This window comes from Pseudomonas sp. LJDD11, from assembly GCF_024584215.1.
Classification (GTDB): domain Bacteria; phylum Pseudomonadota; class Gammaproteobacteria; order Pseudomonadales; family Pseudomonadaceae; genus Aquipseudomonas.
The window spans coordinates 22,750-44,070 of record NZ_JANJFL010000026.1; the positions used below are offsets into that span (position 1 = coordinate 22,750).

General features: G+C 62.9%; 11 protein-coding genes. 6 read left to right on the forward strand and 5 right to left on the reverse strand.

Annotation, left to right across the window (positions count from 1 at the left end; all coding sequences use genetic code 11):
- Positions 1 to 443: 443 nt before the first annotated feature.
- The 6 genes from NRB16_RS23555 (at position 444) to NRB16_RS23580 (ending at position 14,003) form a co-directional block, all read left to right on the forward strand.
- Entirely contained in the window at positions 444 to 2,018 is a 1,575-nt protein-coding gene (locus NRB16_RS23555) for a TolC family protein (protein ID WP_257107054.1), read from the forward strand.
- Positions 2,015 to 2,803, forward strand: a complete 789-nt coding sequence (locus NRB16_RS23560) for an efflux RND transporter periplasmic adaptor subunit (protein WP_257107055.1) — start codon at positions 2,015 to 2,017, stop codon at positions 2,801 to 2,803. The genes NRB16_RS23555 and NRB16_RS23560 overlap by 4 nt, the downstream gene beginning before the upstream one ends.
- An 18-nt stretch (positions 2,804 to 2,821) precedes the next feature.
- The gene (locus tag NRB16_RS23565; protein WP_253115559.1) at positions 2,822 to 3,667 is read left to right on the forward strand and encodes a sulfotransferase; all 846 of its coding nucleotides are present in this window, start codon (positions 2,822 to 2,824) and stop codon (positions 3,665 to 3,667) included.
- A 172-nt stretch (positions 3,668 to 3,839) separates the two neighbouring features.
- Positions 3,840 to 10,505 carry a DUF4347 domain-containing protein gene (locus NRB16_RS23570; RefSeq protein WP_257107056.1) on the forward strand — a complete coding sequence of 2,222 codons (6,666 nt, stop codon included), beginning with the start codon at positions 3,840 to 3,842 and terminating at the stop codon, positions 10,503 to 10,505.
- Positions 10,502 to 11,860: an efflux RND transporter periplasmic adaptor subunit gene (locus NRB16_RS23575; RefSeq protein WP_045481203.1), complete on the forward strand. Its 1,359-nt coding sequence runs from the start codon at positions 10,502 to 10,504 to the stop codon at positions 11,858 to 11,860. Before NRB16_RS23570 ends, NRB16_RS23575 begins: the two co-directional genes overlap by 4 nt.
- A 10-nt stretch (positions 11,861 to 11,870) precedes the next feature.
- The gene (locus tag NRB16_RS23580) at positions 11,871 to 14,003 is read left to right on the forward strand and encodes an HlyD family efflux transporter periplasmic adaptor subunit (RefSeq protein WP_257107057.1); all 2,133 of its coding nucleotides are present in this window, start codon (positions 11,871 to 11,873) and stop codon (positions 14,001 to 14,003) included.
- A gap of 298 nt (positions 14,004 to 14,301) precedes the next feature.
- On the opposite strand, the gene NRB16_RS23585 is transcribed toward NRB16_RS23580, so the two are convergent.
- From NRB16_RS23585 to mnmC, 5 genes are all read right to left on the reverse strand, one after another.
- Positions 14,302 to 15,372: a lipocalin-like domain-containing protein gene (locus NRB16_RS23585; RefSeq protein WP_257107058.1), complete on the reverse strand. Its 1,071-nt coding sequence runs from the start codon at positions 15,370 to 15,372 to the stop codon at positions 14,302 to 14,304.
- A complete protein-coding gene (locus NRB16_RS23590; RefSeq protein WP_257107059.1) occupies positions 15,362 to 17,830 on the reverse strand; it encodes an ABC transporter permease in 2,469 nt (822 codons plus the stop codon). Before NRB16_RS23590 ends, NRB16_RS23585 begins: the two co-directional genes overlap by 11 nt.
- 1 nt (position 17,831) lies before the next feature.
- On the reverse strand, positions 17,832 to 18,500 hold the full coding sequence (locus NRB16_RS23595) for an ABC transporter ATP-binding protein (protein WP_257107060.1): 669 nt from the start codon (positions 18,498 to 18,500) through the stop codon (positions 17,832 to 17,834).
- A 21-nt stretch (positions 18,501 to 18,521) separates the two neighbouring features.
- Positions 18,522 to 19,214, reverse strand: a complete 693-nt coding sequence (locus tag NRB16_RS23600) for an MBL fold metallo-hydrolase (RefSeq protein WP_045481191.1) — start codon at positions 19,212 to 19,214, stop codon at positions 18,522 to 18,524.
- 103 nt (positions 19,215 to 19,317) lie between these two features.
- Positions 19,318 to 21,303, reverse strand: coding sequence for a bifunctional tRNA (5-methylaminomethyl-2-thiouridine)(34)-methyltransferase MnmD/FAD-dependent 5-carboxymethylaminomethyl-2-thiouridine(34) oxidoreductase MnmC (gene mnmC / locus NRB16_RS23605; protein WP_257107061.1), 1,986 nt, complete (start codon positions 21,301 to 21,303; stop codon positions 19,318 to 19,320).
- Between the last annotated feature and the right edge of the window lie 18 nt (positions 21,304 to 21,321).

The following is a 21,321-nucleotide window of genomic DNA, read 5'->3' on the forward strand; positions in this document are numbered from 1 at the left end:
GAGAGATGTTTCATGGCCAGTGGCCGTTCCTTATGCTGAAACATAGTTCATAAAGGCTACAGTTTTTGCAAGCTTTTATTTCGTTTTAATTGAGGGGGGGCGGCGGACCGCTTTTTTTGGGGTGGCTAATTGATACTCACCTTGTCGGAGGTGGATAAATACACAGCGATACAGCTCACTAAAGAAAAGGTTCCCGCGGCCGATGCAATTGTGTCAGCTATGCCGTTCACGTCTCATTGGCGCTAGATTCTGCAGTCGGGTTTGCCTGGCCTGTTGAAAGGTTCTACCTGTGCCGCTTTGCTGGTCAAAGTGTCATTTAGCAGGGTGCTGTATGTGCTCGACGGAAAGATATTGCACGGATGGGTCAAACCCATCAAATGACCACTGATTTTGCCAGCTGCGATGCGTGTATTACGTATTCATAAGGGAAGGTAGGACCACCTATGTCTGTCCGCAACATCAAGACCAACACCACCGGCGCCAGCTTTTTCAACCGTCATGTCGCCACTGTGTTGCAAGCCGGCACAGTGTCAGGCGTGCTGCTGCTGACGGGGTGTATGAGCCTCGATCCACAACCGCTGGAGCGCGGTGCGCTGCAGGAGCAAGTCCATCAGGACACGCTCACTGCCCGGCAGAACGTTCCCGCCATTGCTGGCCCGTTGACACTCGACGAAGCCATTGCCCGTGCTTTGAAGTACAACCTCGACTCCCGTTCCCGAGAGATGGAACAGGCGCTCGCGATGAGCCAGTACGATGTCGGTAACTTCGACATGCTGCCGAAGATGATCGCCGCGGCTGGCTACAGCCGTCGCAGTGAGTACGCCACCACCCGGGCGGTGGATTCGGTCACTGGCGAACCGTCGTTGGCCAACCCCTATATTTCCAGCGACAAGCAACATGCCACCAGCGATCTGGGTCTGACCTGGAGCGTGCTGGATTTTGGCTTGTCGTACTACGAAGCCAAGCAGAACGCAGACCGCGTGCTGATCGCCTCCGAGCGTCGCCGTCAGGCCATGCACGTGCTGGTGCAGGACGTGCGCAGCGCGTTCTGGCGTGCCGCCAGTGCGCAGAAGCTGCAAGCTTCAGTCAAGCAGTCCACCGCGTTGGCCGAGTCGGCACTGGCTGATGCCCGTCAGGCTGAGACCGAGCGCTTGCGCTCGCCGGTCGAGTCGCTGCGCTACCAGCGTCAGGTGCTGGAAAACCTGCGCCTGCTGGAAGCCATCGAACAGGAACTGGGCACTGCAAAGGTTGAGCTGGCGGCGTTGATCAACGCACCGCTCGGCGCCAATCTGACCGTGGTAGAACCCGCCGAAACCTTCAACAAGCGCGTGCTGGACCTGCCGGTTGAGCAGCTTGAAGCCCATGCGCTGGAGCAGAATGCCCTGTTGCGCGAGCAGAACTACAACACGCGTATTGCCAGCCAGGAAACCCGCAAAACCCTGCTGCGGCTGTTTCCCAATCTCAGCCTGAACTACAGCTTGCGTCACGATTCGGACAAGTACCTGATCAATAACAACTGGAACGAGGCGGGGGCCCAGCTTTCCTTCAACCTGTTGAATATTCTCAGTGCCCCGGCGCAGATGCGTTTGGCCAAGGCCGGCATTGCTGTTGCCGACCAGCGTCGTGTGGCGACTCAGATGGCCGTGCTGGCTCAAGTGCATATCGCTCGCCTGCAATATGCCAATGCCCTGCAGCAGTTCCAGCGTGCCGACGCTATCTGGCAAGTTGACGACCGCCTCAACCAGCAAACTGCCAACCGTGCTCAAGCCCAGGCGGTGGGTGCGCTTGATACGGTTGCCAGCAATACCTCCGCGATTCTCAGCCAGCTACGCCGTTATCAGGCCATGGCATTGGCCAATGCTGCCGCCAGCAAGCTGCAGGCCACATTGGGCATGGAACCGGCCATCGGTAATCTGAACGAAGTGCCTCTGGCGCAATTGCAGCAAGAAGTGCACGCCTCGTTGGCGCAGTGGAACCAGGGGCAACTGGCGGCGCCAGCCGTCGAGGCCGGCAAATGATCCATCGCAATCTGTTGCAGGGCCTTGGTCTGATCACTGGACTGGCCTGTTTGCCTGTGGCGCTGGCGGCCGATCCTGCCGCCATGCCGTCTACCCTTGCAACGGCGGGCACTGAGGTGCGAGATATCCGCGCCCAGTTGGCGCCGCGTCAGTTCACCACCTTGGCGGCAGAAATCGGCGCCAAGATCAGCAGCCTTCCGGTGTCCGAAGGCGGTGCGTTCAAGAAGGGCCAGACACTGGTCGGTTTTGATTGTTCGTTGCAGCAGGCGCAGTTGAACAAGGCCCGCGCCGGGCTGAGCGCCGCTGACAAGACCTGGAGCGCCAACAAGCGCCTCAATGAACTGAACTCCATCGGCAAGGTGGAGTTGCAGGTTTCTGAAGCCGAGGTCATGAAGAACCGTGCTGATGTGTCGCTGATGAGCACCATGCTCGGCAAGTGCAGCATCACCGCGCCGTTCAATGGTCGTGTGGTCGAGCAGAAAATGCGCGAGCAGCAATTTGCGCAGCCCGGCCAGGCGATTCTCGACATTCTCGATGACAGTGTGCTGGAGGTTGAATTCCTTGCCCCTTCGCGCTGGCTGGCGTGGCTCAAGGTGGGTACCGTTTTGCAGCTGAACGTTGACGAAACTGCCAGGCAGTACCCGGCCAAGGTTACCCGTATCGGCGCCCGGGTCGATCCAGTCAGCCAGTCTGTCAAGCTGGTGGCGACTATTGATGGGCATTTTCCCGAACTGATTGCAGGCATGAGCGGTACGGTGCTGATCAAATCACCCGTCAGCCCCTGACGCGACAAGGATATCGCCATGGCCGTCGTTGCTCAGAAATATCATTTCATTACCGGGTTACCCCGTTCGGGCTCTACGCTCCTGTCTGCGCTATTGCTGCAGAATCCACGCTTTCATGCAGGCATGACCAGTCCGGTCGGCATATTGGTCAATAACCTGATTACCCATTTTGGCGCAGGTACCGAGCTGGGTAGCATGCTTAGCCAGCCTCAGCGGCAACGACTCGTGCGTGGTGTTTTTGATGCGTATTACGCGGACAAATCCGACAAGCAGGTGATTTTCGACACCAATCGCAGTTGGAGCGCCAGCATGCCTTTGCTGGCTGAGCAATTTCCCGAGGCCAAAGTGATTGCCTGTGTGCGCAATGTGGCATGGGTCATGGACAGCCTGGAGCGTCGTTTTCGCGCCAATCCGTATGAAATCACTCGTTTGTTCGGCGATGGTGTCGAGCGCAATACCGTTTACAGCCGGGTAGAAACGTTGGGCCAGCGCAACCGCTTGGTCGGCTACCCGTGGACGGCGCTCAAGGAAGCGTTTTACGGCGAGTACGCCAGTCGACTGTTGATCATTGACTACGATTTGCTGGCCCAGGCACCTCAGAAGGTCATGCCACTGCTGTATTCATTCATCGATGAACCGTTGTTTGACCACGATTTCGAGGCTGTCAGTTATGAGGCGCAACAGTTCGACGCAGCGCTGGGCGTACACGGTCTGCACACCGTGCGCAGCAAGGTAGAACTGCAGAAACGACGTACCGTTTTGCCTCCTGACCTGTTCGCCCAGTTCAACGAACTTGCGTTCTGGCAAAATCAGGACGGCAGTGCCGCCAGCGTTATCACGATTAAACCGACGACTGGCTGTTAATGCAAAGCCAGACGCTACCGATATATTCCCTGAATCGTTGTTTGCCTCGCAACGCTTGTACTGCAAGGACTGCCCCATGAGCAAAGATCATACTCCGCCCCAGGCCTTCTCTAACGCTCCCCGAGCTCTTCAGCGTCGCAAGCCTTCGCCGTTGGCGCTGGAAGCAAGGATCATGTTTGATGGTGCTGCCGTTGCCACCGCAGCCGACGCGGCCAAGCCGGCAGTAGCAGGCGAAGCGCCGGCATCGCACATTGCCGAGTTGGCCAAGGCCGCAGCAGCGCAGACTGGCAGCCGGAATGCGGATACAGCCAGGGCGGCGGGCGAGGAACGTCTGGTAGTTGAGGGCGTCAGCGAACCTCAGAATGGTTCGGGCAGCAAAGTGCTGTTCGTTGACGCTGCGGTCAGTGATTACCAAAAAATTGTCGATGCGGCGCAGCCGGACGTGAAAGTCGTAGTACTTGATACTGCGCGCGACGGCATCGTGCAGATCGCCGATGCGCTCAAGGACATGCGCGATGTGACTTCGATCAGCATTGTGTCCCATGGCAGTGACGGGTTGCTGCTATTGGGCAACAGCGCGCTCTACAGCGACAACCTGGAGCATTACCGCGCTGAGCTCACGACAATCGGTACTGCATTGCGGTCCGGGGGCGAAATTCTTCTGTATGGTTGCGATGTAGGCGCAGGCAGTCTGGGTGACAGCTTCATCCATAACCTTGCAGATGCAACGGGTGCTGTTGTCGCCGCTTCGAGTGACGATACGGGTAATCTCGCCGGTGGCGGCAACTGGGATCTTGAGATCTCGACCGGGAGCCTCACCAGTGCCGCGGTGCTGAATACTTCACGGTTGGCCGACTATGACTACACGCTGGCTTCGTTCAGTGCCACGAGTGTCTCTCAGTTGCAGGGTTTGCTGACAACATCAGGTGGTAATAACCAGGCTGACACCATCACGTTGGCCAATGATATTCTTTTCAGTAGCAGCGATCTCACCCTGACCTTCTCGATCAATGACGGCTTCAAGACAACCATCATTGGCAATGGTTTCAAGATCGACGCCCAGAACTATACGCAGATCATGCATATCAATGCAGGCTCCGGCAGTATTGAGCTGCAAGGTGTGACCTTGACCAATGGTATGGCCAGTGGTCGGGGTGGCGACAGTGTTGAAGAGACCAATTCTGCTGCCACGACAACTCCGAATGCGGCTGAGGGCGCTTTGGGTGGCGCCATCTACAATGCGGGCACATTGAGCATCGTCAATAGCTCGATCATCAACAACAAGGCCACAGGCGGCGGCGGTGGCGGCGGTCATCTCAATTCAAGTTCCGGTGGCGCTGGTGGCGGTGGCAGTGGTGCCGCCGGACACGGTGGTGCCAGCGGCGGCACCCACAACACAACTGCTGGTTATAATCCAGGCGGTGTTACCACCCAAGGCGCTGCTGGTGGTGGGGGAGAAGGCGGTGCGGGAGCTGGCGACCCTTACGCAGCAAACGCTCGTCCGCTCGGTGGTAACGGAGGTTCTTCGGTCGCCGGCTCTGTCACCGGTGGTAAAGCTCAAGTGTATGCCGGCTTCGCCACTGGTGGTGACGGCGGCGTTGTGTCCCTCAACGGCGTGACCATTGGTGGCGGCGGTGGCGGGCAGGGTGAAAGTGCCATTGGTGGCAACGGTGGAACGGCGGTGGGGGCCATTTACAATGCCGGTACGCTGACGATCACCGGCAGCTCCGTCACCGGGAACATGGCGGCAGGCGGTGGCGGTGGCGGTGGCGCTGGCAGCGCTGGTAATGGTGCCCAGGGCATCGGCGGTAAAGGCGGTGACGCCTACGCCGGGATTCGCAGTATCGGTAGTGCAACGTTGACCGTGACCAGCAGTGATGTCTCCAATAACCTTGCAGTCGCCGGTAAGGGCGCAGAGGGGACCGGCGGCAAGGCCGCTGACGGCATCGCTGTCAGCGATGCGGCAACTGCCCTTCCTCCGACCATCAGCGGCACCGTCGCCAGCCAGCCGGTCAACGACAATGCCACGCTGCAGCCGTTTTCCGGTGTCACCCTCACCGGCGGCAACGTTACTGTCACTATCACTCTGGATAACGCGAGCAAAGGGGCTTTCACTTCTGCGGCGGGTTTCACCAGCAGCAATGGTGGTCTGACTTATACCAGCGCCTCTGGCAGTGCTGCTTCTGTGCAGGCTGCATTGCGCGCCCTGGTCTACCAGCCGGCCAATAACCATGTGGCGGTCGGCAGTACCGAGACCACTACCTTCACGTTGTCGGTCAACGACGGCACCAACCCGGCGGTAACTAACAGCACTACCACGGTGGTCGCCACCTCGATCAACGATGCGCCGACCCTGACCGGCAACATGACGGTGCCGACGGTTCTCGAAGATGCCAGCAGCAACAACGGTACATCGATCACCAGCATTGTTGGCGCCGCCTTTTCTGACCCGGATCTCAATGCGTCGCTGGCTGCCCTGATCGTGGTGGGCAACCCGGCCAACCTGGCAACTGAAGGCCTTTGGCAGTACTCCACCAATGGCGGTACCAATTGGTACGCAATCGGTACGGTCAGCGTTACTTCCGGGCTGATACTTTCGCCTGCGACGCTGGTGCGTTTCGTGCCGGTGGCCGACTACAACGGCACCACTCCGGCCTTGACGGTTCGTGCGCTGGACAATACGTTCCCGGGTTCTACCAGTAGCGCAGCGGCTTCTCAAACTCGCGTTACCATGGATACCAGCAATAACGGTGGCAGCACGTTTATTTCTGCTGCGACCAGAACCATCAGCGGCACCATCACGGCGGTCAACGACGCGCCTTCGTTCACCCAGGGCGGTAACGTGACCGTGCTGGAGGACGCCGGTGCGCAAACGGTGACTGGCTGGGCCAGTAATCTCAGTGTCGGGCCGGGCAACGAGTCAGGGCAAACCCTGACCTTTACCGTCAGCAACGATAACAATGCGCTGTTCAGTACTCAGCCCGCCATCGATGCGAATGGCAATCTGACGTTTACCGCCGCTGCCAACGCCAGTGGTACTGCGACGGTCACTGTGACCCTGAAAGATTCAGGCGGCACAGCCAATGGCGGGGTCGACACCAGTGCGGCGCAGACCTTTACCATCACCATCACCGGGGTCAACGATGCACCGACCGGGCTGGGCAATCTGACCTTGCCGGCGATTCTGGAAGACGCGAGCAGCCCTGCCGGTACTGCGATCAATGCGCTGCCGGGCTTCAATTTCGTTGATGTCGATGCCGGTTCCAGCCTCAGTGGCATCGCTGTAGTGGCCAACACTGCCGATGCCGTAACCGATGGGCTCTGGCAGTATTCGGTCAATGGCAGCGACTGGTATGCGGTCGGTACGGTCAGCAATACCGATGCCCTGCTGCTGTCGGCCAGCACGCAGTTGCGTTTTCTGCCGGCGGCCAACTACTTTGGTAGTCCGGCTGCGTTGAGCGTGCGAGCGATAGACAACACCTTCGCTGGTGCTTACAGCACCAGCACCGCCTCGCGACTGGATGTGTCTGGCAATGGTGGCTCGACGCCGTTCGCGGCCAGCACCAACACCATTGGCATCAGCGTGACCAGCGTCAACGATGCGCCGGACTTCACCGCGGGGGCCGATGTGACTGTCCTGGAGGACGCCGGGCCGCAGACCATCGCGGGCTGGGCCACCAATCTGTCGGTCGGGCCTGCCAACGAGTCCGGGCAGACCCTGATGTTTATCACCACCAATAGCAATAACGCGCTGTTCAGCGTCCAGCCAGCGATAAACCCGAGTACCGGTGACCTGACCTTCACTGCGGCGGCCAACGCCAATGGGGTCGCCACTGTTACCGTGCGGCTGAGCGACAGTGGTGGCACCGCCAATGGTGGAGTGAATTTCGTCGAAAAGACCTTCACTATCAGTGTAACGGCGGTCAATGACGCACCCTCGGGAAGTCCGACCGTCACTGGCAGCGCTCAGGAGGGCCAGACCCTGACGGCCAGCACTTCGGGCATTGTCGATGTCGATGGCCTGTCAGGCGTCACGTTCAACCACCAATGGCAGGAGTTTGCCAACGGCAGTTGGTCAGACATCAACGGCGCCAACGCTGCCAGCTTTGTTCTGGGCAGCGATCAGGTCGGCAAGTCGGTGCGCGACAAGGTTACCTACACGGATAACGGTGGCACCCTGGAAACCCTGTTCAGCGGGCCATCAGCGACCGTTGCCGGGGTCGTGCCAGCAGTCAGCTCGATCGATCGTGCTTCGGCCGAGGTGGTGCTCGCCTCGGCAACCAGCATCGTCTACAACGTGACCTTCAACGTGGCGGTCACTGGCGTAGACGCCAGCGATTTCATCCTGACGACCACCAGTGGTAACGCCTCTGGCGTTATTGACTCGGTGAGCGGGACAGGCAATACCCGGCAAGTGACGGTCAGTAGCCTGGCCGGTGACGGTACCTTGCGCCTTGATCTCAAAGGCTCCAACACCGGCATCGTGTCGGGTAGCAATACCGCTATCGGCGGCGGCTTCACTACCGGCCAGACCTACACCGTGGACCGCGTAGCGCCGGTGATCAGCAATCTGCAGGGGCCCGACGTGCCACAACGGGTCGGTGACACCATCACCGTGACGCTGACCGTGAGCAACGATGGCGGCGTGCCTTACACCCTCGCCCCGGGCAGTACTGTTGCCGGATATTCGCTGGTCAATCTGACACCCATGAGTAGCACTCTCTACAGAGCGCAATACGTGGTGACCGATGGCGGCACCGATTACGCCGGCTCTGCCAGCCTGCCGGTGAACGTCGGTTTGATGGATGCTGCAGGCAATACCGCCACCTGGACCACGGCCATTACCCAGTCCAATGACTCAATCAATGCCAATGCGCCGAGCGGCATGCAACTGAGCAACACCAGCCTGCAAAGCGCCAACAGCGCCAACGCGGTGGTCGGGACACTGAGTACCACCGACCTGAGTGTGGTGGACTCCTTTACCTACACGCTGGTCGCTGGCACCGGCTCCACCGACAACGCCAGGTTCACGGTGGTCGGTGATGAGCTGCGGGTGAGCAGTCAGGCGCTCACCGCCGGTATCTATTCGGTACGCGTGCGCAGCACCGATAGCGGCGGTAACTCGTTCGAGCGCAGCTACAGCATTGCGGTCAATGCTTATGTGCCGCCAGCAGCCAACCCTGATACGGCGCTCGCCACCGAGGCAGGCGGGGTGAGCAATGCCACGCCGGGCGTTAACCCGACCGGCAACGTGCTTACCAACGATGACGGCAGTGATGTACGCACGGTGACCGCGGTGGGAGGGGGCACCGTGGGCAGCCCGCTCACCGGGACCTATGGCACCCTGACGCTCAACAGCGACGGCAGCTACAGCTACGTGGTGAACAACAACAGCGCGGCGGTGCAGGCATTGCGCACCACGGCTGACACCCTGACCGACACCTTCCAATACACGATCGCCGACAATACCCTGGCCATCAGTACCTCGACCCTGACCATTACCATTCGCGGTGCCAACGACGCACCTGAGGTCAATGGCATCGTCAGCGTGCGCGAGGTGACCGAAGGCACACCGTGGACCTATACGTTCCCCAACGGCATGATCACCGATGTCGATGCCGGTGATTCGCTGACCTGGAGTGCCAGCCTGATGGGCGGCGGAGCATTGCCGGCCTGGCTGAGCTTTGACCCCGCCACCCGTACCTTTACCGGCACCCCGACCACCGTGGGTGATATCCGCGTGACCGTCACGGCGACGGACCTGAGCAACGCTTCGGCGAGCCTGACTTTTACCGTGCGTACCAGTGCTGTACCGGTGGTGACCCCGCCCGTCACACCACCAGTCAACCCGCCAACCGAGCCGGTAACGCCGCCTGTCACGCCACCGGTGACACCACCGACCGAACCCGTCACGCCGCCTGTTACGCCACCGACTGAACCGGTGACGCCGCCGGTCACGCCACCTGTGACACCGCCGGTTGATCCGGTGACCCCGCCGGTGCAGATCGCTGATCCGCAGGTGCCGAACACACCGACCCCGTTGCCGCCAGTGCTGGCGCCTGCCACGAACGTTGCTCTGCCGAGCGTCGGGTCCGGCAGCGTACTGGCGGATACGGGAGCTACGGTCAATGCCAACCAGTTGATTACCGAGCAGCAGCTTGGCGGTGTCAGCACTATGACGGCGATAGAGATTTCGCGCCCTGAGGGGGCCAATCGCAGTATCGTCGAAGCAGCGGGTTCCGCTACTGGCGCTCAAGCCGGCTTCACCCAGTCGCCGGTTTCCGGCGCTACCTTGGGCGTTTTCGTCAATCCACTCAACGACAGTGCTCAGCGCCAGGGTTCAAGCTTTATCAGCTCGCCAGCACTGAGCAGCGGCCTGACCGATGTTGGCCGTGGCGGCTTCCAGGTGGTGTCGCTGGTCTCTGAGCAGCCAGGCCTGCGCGTGCTGAGCGGCGTTGCAGACCAGCAACTGAGCGCTGGCCAGACTTGGAACTTCACCGTACCGGCCGATGCCTTCGCCCACACCGAGCAGAACCCCGGCATCACCTTGCGTGCCACCCTGGCCGATGGGCGGCCGCTGCCGGCCTGGTTGAGCTTCAACGCAGCCAGCGGCCAGTTCGAAGGCCGTCCGCCGGAAAATTTCAATGGCGAACTGGTGATCAAGGTCCAGGCCCGTGACCAGAATGGTCGCACTGCGGAAGCTAACTTCCGGGTCAATGGCCAGGGCAGTGCGGGTGCGAATGGCCGTGCCGAAGCGCCAAGCGGGCGTAGCGGTTTGTCTGAGCAACTGCGTGCCGCGGCCAAGCGGGCGCCGTCGCTGGCTGCGGCGGGCGCATGACCGATTTGTCTTCGCCGCAGCCACCGCAAGGCGTGTCGGCCGCGGCGCTGGACCTGCTGCTGAGCCTGGCCCGTCGGGCCAGGCATGCCAGCGACAGCGTCGAGCTGGACTTTTTGGCGGTCAACGAAGGTCATGCGCTGGTGCCCTATCGCCAGGCGGCGCTGTGGTTCGAGCAAGAAGGGATAAGGGCGCTGTCGGGCGTGGTGCAGAAGGAAGCCAACGCACCTTATGTGCAGTGGCTGGAACAACTGTGCCGGGCGCTGCATGCACAAGGGCAGGGGCCTCGCCAGGTCACCTCCGTTGATGTGCCTGAGGCACTGGCCCGTGAGTGGGGTGACTGGCTGCCGGTGTACCTGCTGTGGCTGCCGATGTCGGGGGAGGCCACCACTGGGGCCTTGCTGCTGATGCGCGACACGCCCTGGCAGCCCATTGAGGTGGCGTTGCTGGATGAATGGCGTGATGTGTTGCAGCACGCGTTCGAGGCGCGCCTGCGCAGCGAGCCGCCGTCATGGCGTCGCCGGCTGGCGGGGCTGCGCCGTAGCTGGCGGCGCCCGCGTCGTCTGGCATTGCTGGCTGGCCTGATCATCGCCCTGGGGTGCCTGCCGATTCATCTGACGGTACTGGCGCCGGGCGAACTGGTGCCGGCCAACCCGGCCACCTTGCGGGCGCCGATGGATGGTGTGCTGGGCGCGTTTATGGTTGAGCCCAATCAGCAGGTGGTCAAGGACCAGCCGTTGTTCACCTTTGACGAGGCCGCCCTGACCAGCCGCTTGGAGGTGGCCCGGCAAGCGCTGGTCACCGCCGAGGCCGAGTACCGGCAAACCGCGCAGATGGCGGTCTACGACCCCAAGGCCAAGTCGCAGCTGGCCATTCTGGCGGGCAAGATCGAAGAGCGCCGTGCCGAGTCCGACTACCTGCAAGGTCAGTTGCAACGCTCGCGGGTGGTGGCGCCACAGGACGGTATTGCGCTGTTCGATGACCCCAGTGAGTGGATTGGCAAACCGGTGACCACCGGTGAGCGGATCATGCGCATCGCACTGCCGCAGGATGTCGAAATCCAGGCCTGGCTGGCGGTGGGCGATGCGATCCCGCTGGAGGCCGGAGCACCGGTCAGGTTGTACCTCAATGCCAGCCCGCTGACACCGGTGGCCGCCCGGTTGCGCTATATCGCCCACGACGCCGAGCAGCAACCCGACGGCAGCTACGCCTATCGGGTGCGGGCCACCCTGGATGCCACCACTGATCAGCGTGTGGGCCTCAAAGGCACGGTCAGGCTGAGTGCCGAGCAGGTGCCGCTGGCTTACTGGGTGTTGCGTCGCCCGCTGGCCGCGGTGCGCCAGATGCTGGGGGTCTGAGGTGGCGGTCATGGCCGCTGCGGCCGCCGGGCCTGCGGCGCCGCCGGTCATGGCGCCGCTGCGCGAGGAACTGGCGTTGTTTCCAGGTCCCGCCCTGAGCGACGGGCAACCGAGCTGGACCTTGCACGACCCGATCCGCAACCAGTTTTTCCGCATCGACTGGCTGAGCTTCGAAATCATTTCGCGTTGGGAGATGGCTGAGGCCGCAGCGATTGCAGCGGACATCTCGCGCCAGACCACGCTGCAGGTGCTCGCGGAAGATGTGCTGGAGTTCACCCGCTTCCTGCACGACAACCAGTTGTTGCAGCGCCTGCCCGGCAGTGCCACAGCCATGGCCGCGCAGGTGCGTCAGCGCAAGGGCGGTTTCTGGCACAACCTGTTGCACGGTTATCTGTTCTTCCGGGTGCCGCTGGTGCGCCCGGATGCCTGGTTGCAACGCACCCAGGGTTGGGTGGCGCCATTGTTCAGCAAGGGCTTTGCCTGGCTGACCCTGATGGTGCTGGTGTTGGGGCTGATTCTGGTCGAACGCGAATGGACCCGCTTCACCTCCACCCTGATCGATACCTTTTCCTGGCAAGGGCTGGCCGGTTACGGTGTGACCATCGTGCTGATCAAGATCCTTCACGAGCTGGGGCATGCCTACACCGCCAAGCGCTATGGCTGCCGGATCCCGGCGATGGGTGTGGCGTTTCTGGTGATGTTCCCGATGGCCTACACCGACACCAACGAGGTGTGGAAGCTGGCCCGCCACAAGCAGCGTCTGGCAGTGGCTTCGGCGGGGGTGGCGACCGAACTGGTGGTTGCGGCCTGGGCGACCCTGGCCTGGGCGCTGCTGCCCGATGGCCTGCCCAAGTCGTGCGCGTTCATGTTGGCGACCACCACCTGGATTGCGACGCTGGCCATCAATACCAGCCCGTTCATGCGCTTTGACGGTTACTTCCTGTTGTCTGACTGGTTGGACATGCCCAACCTGCATGGCCGCTCGTTTGCCCTGGCGCGCTGGCACCTGCGCGAAAAGCTGTTTGGCCTGGGGCTTGAGCCGCCGGAGTATTTTTCTCCGAGTAAAACCCTGGGGCTGATTCTGTTCGCCTACGCCACGTGGTTGTACCGGCTGGTGCTGTTTCTGGGTATCGCGGTGCTGGTTTACCACTTCTTCATCAAGGCCGTGGGCATTGTGTTGTTCATCGTTGAAATAGGCTGGTTCGTGTTGATGCCGTTGATCAAGGAAGTGCGTCTGTGGCCGCAGTTGTTGACGCTCAAGGGAAGCCGCCGGGGGCTATGGCGGCTGGCATTGATTGTGCTGCCGCTGGTGCTGTTGCTGGTGGTGCCGTTGCCGACGCGGGTCGGGTCTTCGGGGCTGTTGCGCCCGGCAGAGAGTTTTCCGGTGCATGCGCCGGCCGGCGCACAGCTGGTCAGCCTGAGCAAGGCCAACGGTGAGCCCGTGAGGGCCGGTGAGGTCATGCTCGAACTGGCCTCGCCGGACCTGCAGCGGCGCTGGAGCCTGGCCCGCACGCAGCTTGAGACGATCCGCCAGCAGGCGGCCAATACCGGCATCGACCCCGCCTTGCGGCAGAACATGCAATTGCTCGCGCAACAGGAAAGCACGGCGCGCGCCGAACTGGCCAGTGTTCAGGCCGAACTGGCGCGCTATGCGCCGCGTGCGCCGTTCGATGGCGTGCTGTACAACCTCGAACCGGGCCTGAAGCCCGGTGTCTGGGTCAGTGCCCACGAGCGTCTGGCGACCCTGGTGCAGCCCGGTATCTGGCGGGTGGAAACTTATCTGGATGAGGACGATGTAAGGCGGATCAAGGTCGGCGACCGTGCGCGCTTCTACGCCGACGGCCGCGCTGACCTGAGCCTGTCGTTGCGGGTGGAGGCCATCGAACAGGATGCCACCCGGCAATTGCTCAATGGTGAGCTGTCCAGCGCCGCCGGCGGCTCGGTGATGACCCGCGACAAACACGGCAAACTGATCCCGGAGCGGGCGGTGTACCGGGTGACGCTGAGCAGCGAGCAACCGCCAGAGCTGGCGCAACTGCAAAGCTGGCGCGGCAAGGTGGTGATTGCCGGTGACTGGCAATCGCTGGCGCAAAGCTTCCTGCGTTCGGTATTGGTAGTGATCTGGCGCGAGACCGGGTTCTGAGGCGGCTGCGCCAGGCTGGCTAGCCAGGTCGACTGCCGGGGGCTTCTGGCTTTTTTGATCACGCTGCTCCTTGGAAAGTGTTCCCAGCGAAGACTCAATACTGTTCGTTTAGGCGCCGTATACCTCTGTGGGAGCTACCTTGGTATGGGCGGCACTCCGACGAAGAGACCGGTAAAGTCACAGCAACTGCTGCGAATGTGCCGCCGTCTTGGTCGGGATGCCGCCCAGACCAAGGTCGCTCCCACCGAGACCTATGGTGCCTAACTGAACAATATTGCGCCTGACCGCAAACCACCGTTCAATACCCGGTCATTTCCAGATACCCGACCCCGCTCTGGCTGCCGCTGGCACGCACCGGCCCCTCCCAGTAAGGCACGTCCAGGTCCATCCACGCCTTGGCGTTGAGGGCCTCGGTGATGATCGACAGGTTCTTGCCGGGGATTTCTATCGACCAGCGGGTCGGCAGGCTCCGGCCTGCCACGCGGGTTTCGTTCAGCGGCGCAAGACGAATGTCATCGCCAGTGAGTGGCTGGATCTGGCCATCCGGCGCAATCCAGCTGCCGATCAGGTAGGCCGGCCGGGTGGTGCGACGGATGCGGTAGAGCATCAGCCGTGTGCCATCTTGTAGATGCAGAGAAAACCAGTCCCAGCCGTTCTGCTCGGCGGTCAGCGGCTGGCTGCTCCATTCCCGGTCCAGCCAGGCCTGGCCGCTGACCTGATGAGTCTGACCGTCAATCTGCAATTGACCCTTAACCGTGTAGAACGGCTGGCTGTAGTAATACGACGCTTGTCCTTGCTCAGACTTACGGCTGTAGCCGTGCTCGCCCTGCAGCACCATGGGGCGTTCGCTGGTCAGGTGCAGCGTGTAGCTGAAAGCGGCAGCGCTGGCTTGCAGGTGCAGGTCGCGCATCGGCTCGCTGGCGCTGCTGGTCATTGACCAGTCGTCAATCCAGGCCGCGAACGGTGTCAGGCTGACGCCGGCCTGACCGACACCGCCGCGTCCCAGGCGCTGGGCAGCGTGATGCGAGGTGGCGGAGGTGGCTGCCGCGTGCCCCATCCAGAGCGTGGTGTCTTGCCAGCCGGCGCCGCTGCTGCCGGGCTGCAGGGCATTGCGAAACAGCGTCCATTGCACGCCGAAGGGCCGGCCTTGCGGGTCTTGCAGGTTGGCCGTGACATACCACCATTCAATGTGAAAGCCCGGGTGCGGGGCGTGATCGGCAGGAAAGCTGAACGGCCGACCCGCAGTGACCTGAGTGTAGCCATCAGCCTGCCCACCCATGCCGGCAAAGCCCTGTTCTGCTGGCGGCTTGTCGTCACAGCCGGCCAGCAGCAACAGGCTCAGCACGCCAAAACGCCAGCTATTGGTCACGATCAAAGCTCCTGAGCAGGTCGGTGGGCTGGCTGCGGTACAGCCGCCAGAGCGGCCCGGCCGAGGCCAGCAAGGTGGCGAGCAGGGCCAGCGCCGTGAGGTTCAGCCATTGCAGCGGGAACAGCTGAGTGGGCAGCCGCCAGCCAAAGGCCTGGACCTGAATCACCGCGTTCAGGCACCCGTTCAGCAGCACGCCCAGCGGCACAGCGGCCAGCAAGGTCAGGCTGGCCAGCAGCCAGGTCTGGGCAAGGTTGAGCGCTACCAGACGACGACGGTCGACCCCTAATGCCCAGAGTGGCGCCAGTTGCCCGAGACGATCCTGGCTTTGCGTCAGCAGGCTGATGAACAGCGCAATGCCCGCCACGCCGAGGATCAGGCTATTGAGCGCCGCAGTGGCGGCGAAGGTGCGTTCGAAGACTTTGCCGGACCAGTCTTTAAGCTGCTGCTGATCGACGATCCGGCTATCGTCGAGGCCGAAGCGTTGTTGCAACGCGGCGCTCAACACGCCAGCGGCCTGCGGCTCGGTACGCAGGCTGAAACGGCCAGGCAGCAGGTCGGGCCAGTGCTGTAACAGGTGCCGCGAATCGACCAGCAAATGGCCACGTGAATTACCGTAGTCGGCATACAGGCCAATGATGCGTGGGTGCCAGCGGCCTTGCGGTACCGGGATCTCCAGCGTGTCACCAACGTCCAGGCCCAGACGCCGGGCCAACTGTTCGCTGAGCATCACGCTGTCCTGTTGCGCCAGTTGCTGCCAGGCATCCTCGGCGCTGCCGGCCAGTAGCGGCCAGTGTTCGCGGTAATGCGCATGGTCGATCACCCCATGCAGTTCGGCTGGCCAGCCTTGCAGGCGCACACTGACTTGCCAGTCCGGCAGTACCGCTCTGACCCCCGGTTGTTGCGCCAGCCAGTCGGGCAGGGTACGGGCCTGTTGCGGGGTGGCGACGGTGACGTACAACTCGGCGCTCAAGCGCTGCTCCAGCCAGGTGTTGAAGGTCTGGCGAAAGCCTGCGGTCATGCCGCCGGCACCGATGCTTGTGGCCATCGCCAGTAACAACGCCATCAACGCCAGACTGAGGGCCGGCAACTGCTGCCGGCAATCGGCAATGAACCATTGACCCAGCACCGAATGGCTACGGCGCAGAGCCACCGCCAGCAACCCGTCGAGAATCACCGGCAGGCCCAGCGCCGCGCTGAGCAACAGTGCCGAGACCAGCACAAAACCGCTGATCAGGCTGTCACCGAACCCGGCGCCCAGCGCCACCGCCAGACCCGCCAGGGCAATCTGGCGCTGATGGCGCAGCCAGCGTTGATGCGCTTCACGCCAGGCCTGAGCACGGGCCAGCGCCAGCACTGGCAGGCGGGCGGCGCGTAGCAGGCTGCTGGTGCCGGCGAGCAGGGCACCGAGCAGCGCCACGCCGAGGCTGCCCAGCCACCAGCCCGCGCCCAGATTCAGCTGCCCGGCCACCTGTGCGCCATACAGGCCGCGCAGGCTGGCGGCCAGGTCAGGCAGCAACAGGCTGGCCAGCACAAAGCCGCTGGACACCCCGGCGATGCCGGCCAGCCCAGCCATGCCGACCAGCTCCAGGGCCAGCGCGGCCACCAGCATGCGCACGCTGACCCCGCTGGCGCGCAGGTTGCGCAGCAGGCCGCGACGTTGTTCCAGCGCCAGGCCGATAGCCGCATGGACAATGAACAGGCCGACCACGAAAGCCAAAGCCCCCAAGGCATCGAGATTGAGGTGGAAACTGTCGGTCAAGCGCGCCAGGTCGTCATTGGCATCACCGTGCTGCAGGCGTAACCGGTCGGCAAACCGCGGGAGCAGTTCTGGCTGGGTGGCGGCGAAGTCACTGGCCAGCAGCAGGCGGCTGACTTGCCCGGGCATTGCCAGCAGGGTTTGCGCCTGGCCGATATCGGTCAACAGCAGCATCGGTGGCATCGTTGCGACGCTTTGCAATGGCGGCAGGCGCTGGCCGTTGTCCAGTGCTGGTTGCTGGCCTTCTTGCAAACCCAGCGCCCGCAACGTATCGCTGGCGATCCAGCTGACGCCGGGCGGGCGCAGGAAATTCAGCAACTGGTCGTTGCCCAGCGTCTGGCCCGCCAACGCAGTGCCGCGTGGCAGGGTCAACGGTTCGATGCCGAGCAGTTGCAGGCGCTCACCGTTGAGGCTGACCCGGCCTTGCAGTTGCGGCGACACCGGCCAGCCGGCCCGGCGCAGTTCGACAAACAACCGCTCGGAAAATGGCCCACCGTCGGGGCTGACCAGCCAGCTCTGGGCCTGGCCGCCGAGCAACTGACTGGCGCGCTGATAACTGTCGCGAGCCTGGCTGTTGAGCGCCTGCACGCCGGTCAGCAACCCGGTTGCCAGCCACAAGCCGACCAGCACGCCGGCCAACTGCACCGGATGACGCCGCCAGTGACTCAGCAGGGCGCACAGCGTCCAGCCGAGTGCGCTCATCTCAGTGGGCTGCGGCGTCGTCGAGCCGCCCTTTATGCAATACCACCCGTCGAGCCAGGCGGGCGGCGATGCGCGGACTGTGGGTGACCATCAGCAGGCTGGTGGGGCTGTCGGCCAACAGCTCCATGAGCAGTTGCATGACGTCGTCACTGCTGGCTTCGTCGAGATTGCCGGTCGGCTCGTCGGCGAGCAGCAAGGCCGGCCGTGCGGCCAGTGCGCGACCGATGGCCAGCCGTTGTTGCTGGCCGCCAGACAGTTGCTCGGGATAGCGATCCAGCAAGCCATTCAGACCCAGACGCTGTGCCAGTTGCGCTTGCCAGGCGCGGTCGTGGCGCCCGGCCAGACGCGCCTGAAAGGCCAGGTTGTCTGCCACCTTGAGGCTGCCGATCAGGTTGAACTGCTGGAACACCAGGCCGATACCGCTGCGCCGCCAGCGCGCCAGAGCGGATTCATTCAAGCCGTCCAGACGCTGGCCGTTGACAGCAATACAACCGCTGTCTGGCCGGTCCAGGCCGGCAATCAGGTGCAACAGGGTGCTCTTGCCGCTGCCCGACTCACCCATCAACGCCAGGCTTTCGCCAGGCGCCAGTTGCAGGCTCACGCCATCAAGCACTTGCAGCGGCCCCTGGGCGGTGGGGTAGTGCTTGATGAGGTCGTCAACCTGCAGCATGGCGCGGTTCTCTATGAGCGGTCAGTTTTGCCCGCAAGCCCGATTGGCCGCCAGGGCCACGTCCAGCAAGCGGGGTGGCGGCAGGTGCAGGCCGTCCATCAGCGCGGCGTACTCTTCGGCATTGGCCACTTGCAGGCGCGGATTGTGACGGCGCTCTTCGCCAATGGTCGAACAGGTCCAGCCCTTGTAGTCGTGCGCCGGGAACACCAGCGTGTCGTCGCCCAGATCCAGCAGGCGTTGCAGGCTGGCCCACTGCTGGCGGGCGCTGCCATTTTGAAAGTCGGTGCGGCCACTGCCGCGAATCAACAACGTGTCGCCGCTGAACAACCAGGCCGGTTGACGGCCGCGGGCGGCGAGCAGAAAGCAGTACGAATCGCTGGTGTGCCCCGGCGTATGCCAGACCTTCAATTCGCGACTGCCAAAGGCCAGGCTCTGGCCGTCATGGAAGTTGAAGCTGGCGCAAGGCACGTGGCTTTCCTGACCCAGGCCGGTGTTGCAGCCGGTGGCATCGCGCAGATCACCCAGGCCGGTGATGTGGTCGGCGTGCGTGTGGGTGTCGATGGCCATGATCAGGCGCAGATCAAGGTCGGAAATCAACCGCAGGTAATCGTCCAGATGCTCTTTGACCGGGTCGATCAGCAGCGCCTGACCCTGATCGGCGAGCAGGTAGCTGTAAGTGGATGTCTGGCTGTCGAACAGTTGACGAAACAGCATGCGAGTCTCCGTTTTTCAGCGTGTGCAGGTAACCACCGTAGGGCTTATCGCCGCTCAGGTCAAAGCCGCCTGTGCAAATGCCTGTTACAAAAACCCGCCGAATCTAGCTTTTGCCCCCACGAATCAGGCTGCGCAGCGCGAAGCGATTGGGGTGGCAGGCCTCGGCCACACTGCGCGGCAGCGGCAACGGTTCGTCTTCCAGCCAGGCCGCGAGCAATTCGGCGCTCAACGGTGTGGTGATCAACCCTCGTGAACCATGGCCGCTGTTGACGTACAGGCCGTCGAGCCATGGACAGGCCAGTGGCGGGACTTGGCGGGCGTCTTTGCTCAGCGCCGCATAAGTGTGGGCGAACGCCTGCCCGTCAGCCAGCGGGCCGACGATAGGCAGATAATCGGGGCTGGTGCAGCGAAAGGCTGCCCGGCCTTGCAATTGCGCGCCGTCCAGACCGGCGCCATGCAGGCGCTGGCTGAGGTCCGGCGAGATGTCCTCCAGCAATTGCAGGTTGCTCTGATGTTCGGCCAGGGTCGGGCTCAAGTCCTGGTTATGAAAGTCAAAGCTTGCGCCCAGGGTATGTTCGCCGCCACGCGCCGGCGCCACGTACCCTTCGGCGCAGACCACAGTCGCGAGCGCCTGGCTGGCGGCGGTCGCCGGCAGGCGAGTGATCTGCCCGCGAATCCGTTTGAGCGGCAGCTCGGCACTCTGGCTAAAGCGCTGCACATCGGCGGCATTGGCAAGAACCACCACCGCAGCGCTGGCCAGTAACCGGTCATCGGCCCAAGCCTGCCACAGGCCATCTTCGTGGCGCAGATCCAGCGCCTGGTGGTGGGTCAGAACCGTGATATTCGGGTGTTCGACCTGTTGCTGACACAGCGCCGGCGGATGCACCCAGCCGCCCTCGGGGTAGAACAGCCCGCCGCCGGGCAGGCTCACCCCGGCCTGTTGTTCGGCGGCGTGCTGGTCCAGCACGTGCAACAGGCTGGCCGGGAAGGCTTCGGCCAGTTTTGCCTGGCGCTGCGCCTCTTTGTCATCGAACGCCAGTTGCAGCACACCGCAGTCGTCCCAGTCGCTGCCACGCTGCAAACGCTCCAGCAGGCGCCGGGTATGGCCGAAGCCGCTGAGGATCAGTTGCGACAGCGCCGTGCCATGGGCTGAAAGCTTCAGGTACAGCACGCCCTGCGGGTTGCCCGAGGCTTCGCTGGCCAACTGTTCATGACGCTCCAGCAGGCTGACCTGCCAGCCACGCACGGCCAGGCTGCGTGCCGTGCTGCAACCGGCCAGGCCGCCGCCGATCACCAGGGCTTTGCGTTCACCGGCAGGCCGCGGTGGGCGGGCGAACCAGGGTTTGACCGCAGGGGGCGCCTCGGCTTCGTCGGGCCAACCGATAAAGGCGCCGCGAATGACTTCCCATTTATGGCCGATGCCCGGCACGCGCTTGATCTTGAAACCGGCCGCCCCCAACGCCCGGCGTACCCAGCCGGTGCTGGTGAAAGTGCCCAGCGTGGTGCCGGGCGCCGACAGCCGCGCCAGTTGCGCAAACAGCTGCTCGTTCCACATCTGAGGGTTTTTAGCCGGGGCAAAACCATCGAGAAACCAGGCGTCGATGCGCCCGTCCAGTTGTTCCAGCATCTGCTGCGCATCGCCAATCAGCAGGGTCAGGGTAATACGCCCGTCGTCGAACAGCAGCCGCTGAAAGCCTGGATGAATGGCTCGGTACTGGTGCAGTAATTGCCCGGCTTGCGCAGCCAGTTCCGGCCACAGCGCCAGGGCGCGTTGCAGGTCGGCATGGCTGAGGGGGTACTTCTCGACACTGACAAAATGCAGGCGTGCGCCGACCGGTGCACACTCGTTGAACAACTGCCAGGCGCAGAAGAAGTTCAGCCCGGTGCCGAATCCGGTTTCGCCGATGACCAGCCGCCCGTCCGCCGGCAAGGCCGTAAAGCGGGCGCGCAGGTCGTTCTGGATCAGAAACACATGTCGGGTCTCTTCCAGGCCCGCATCGGTGGCGAAATACACGTCATCGAAGGCGTTGGAGCGTGGGTTGCCGTTTTCGTCCCAGCTGAGCTGGGCGTTCTGGAAGGGGGCGGTCATGGCGGGCTCTGCGGTGGA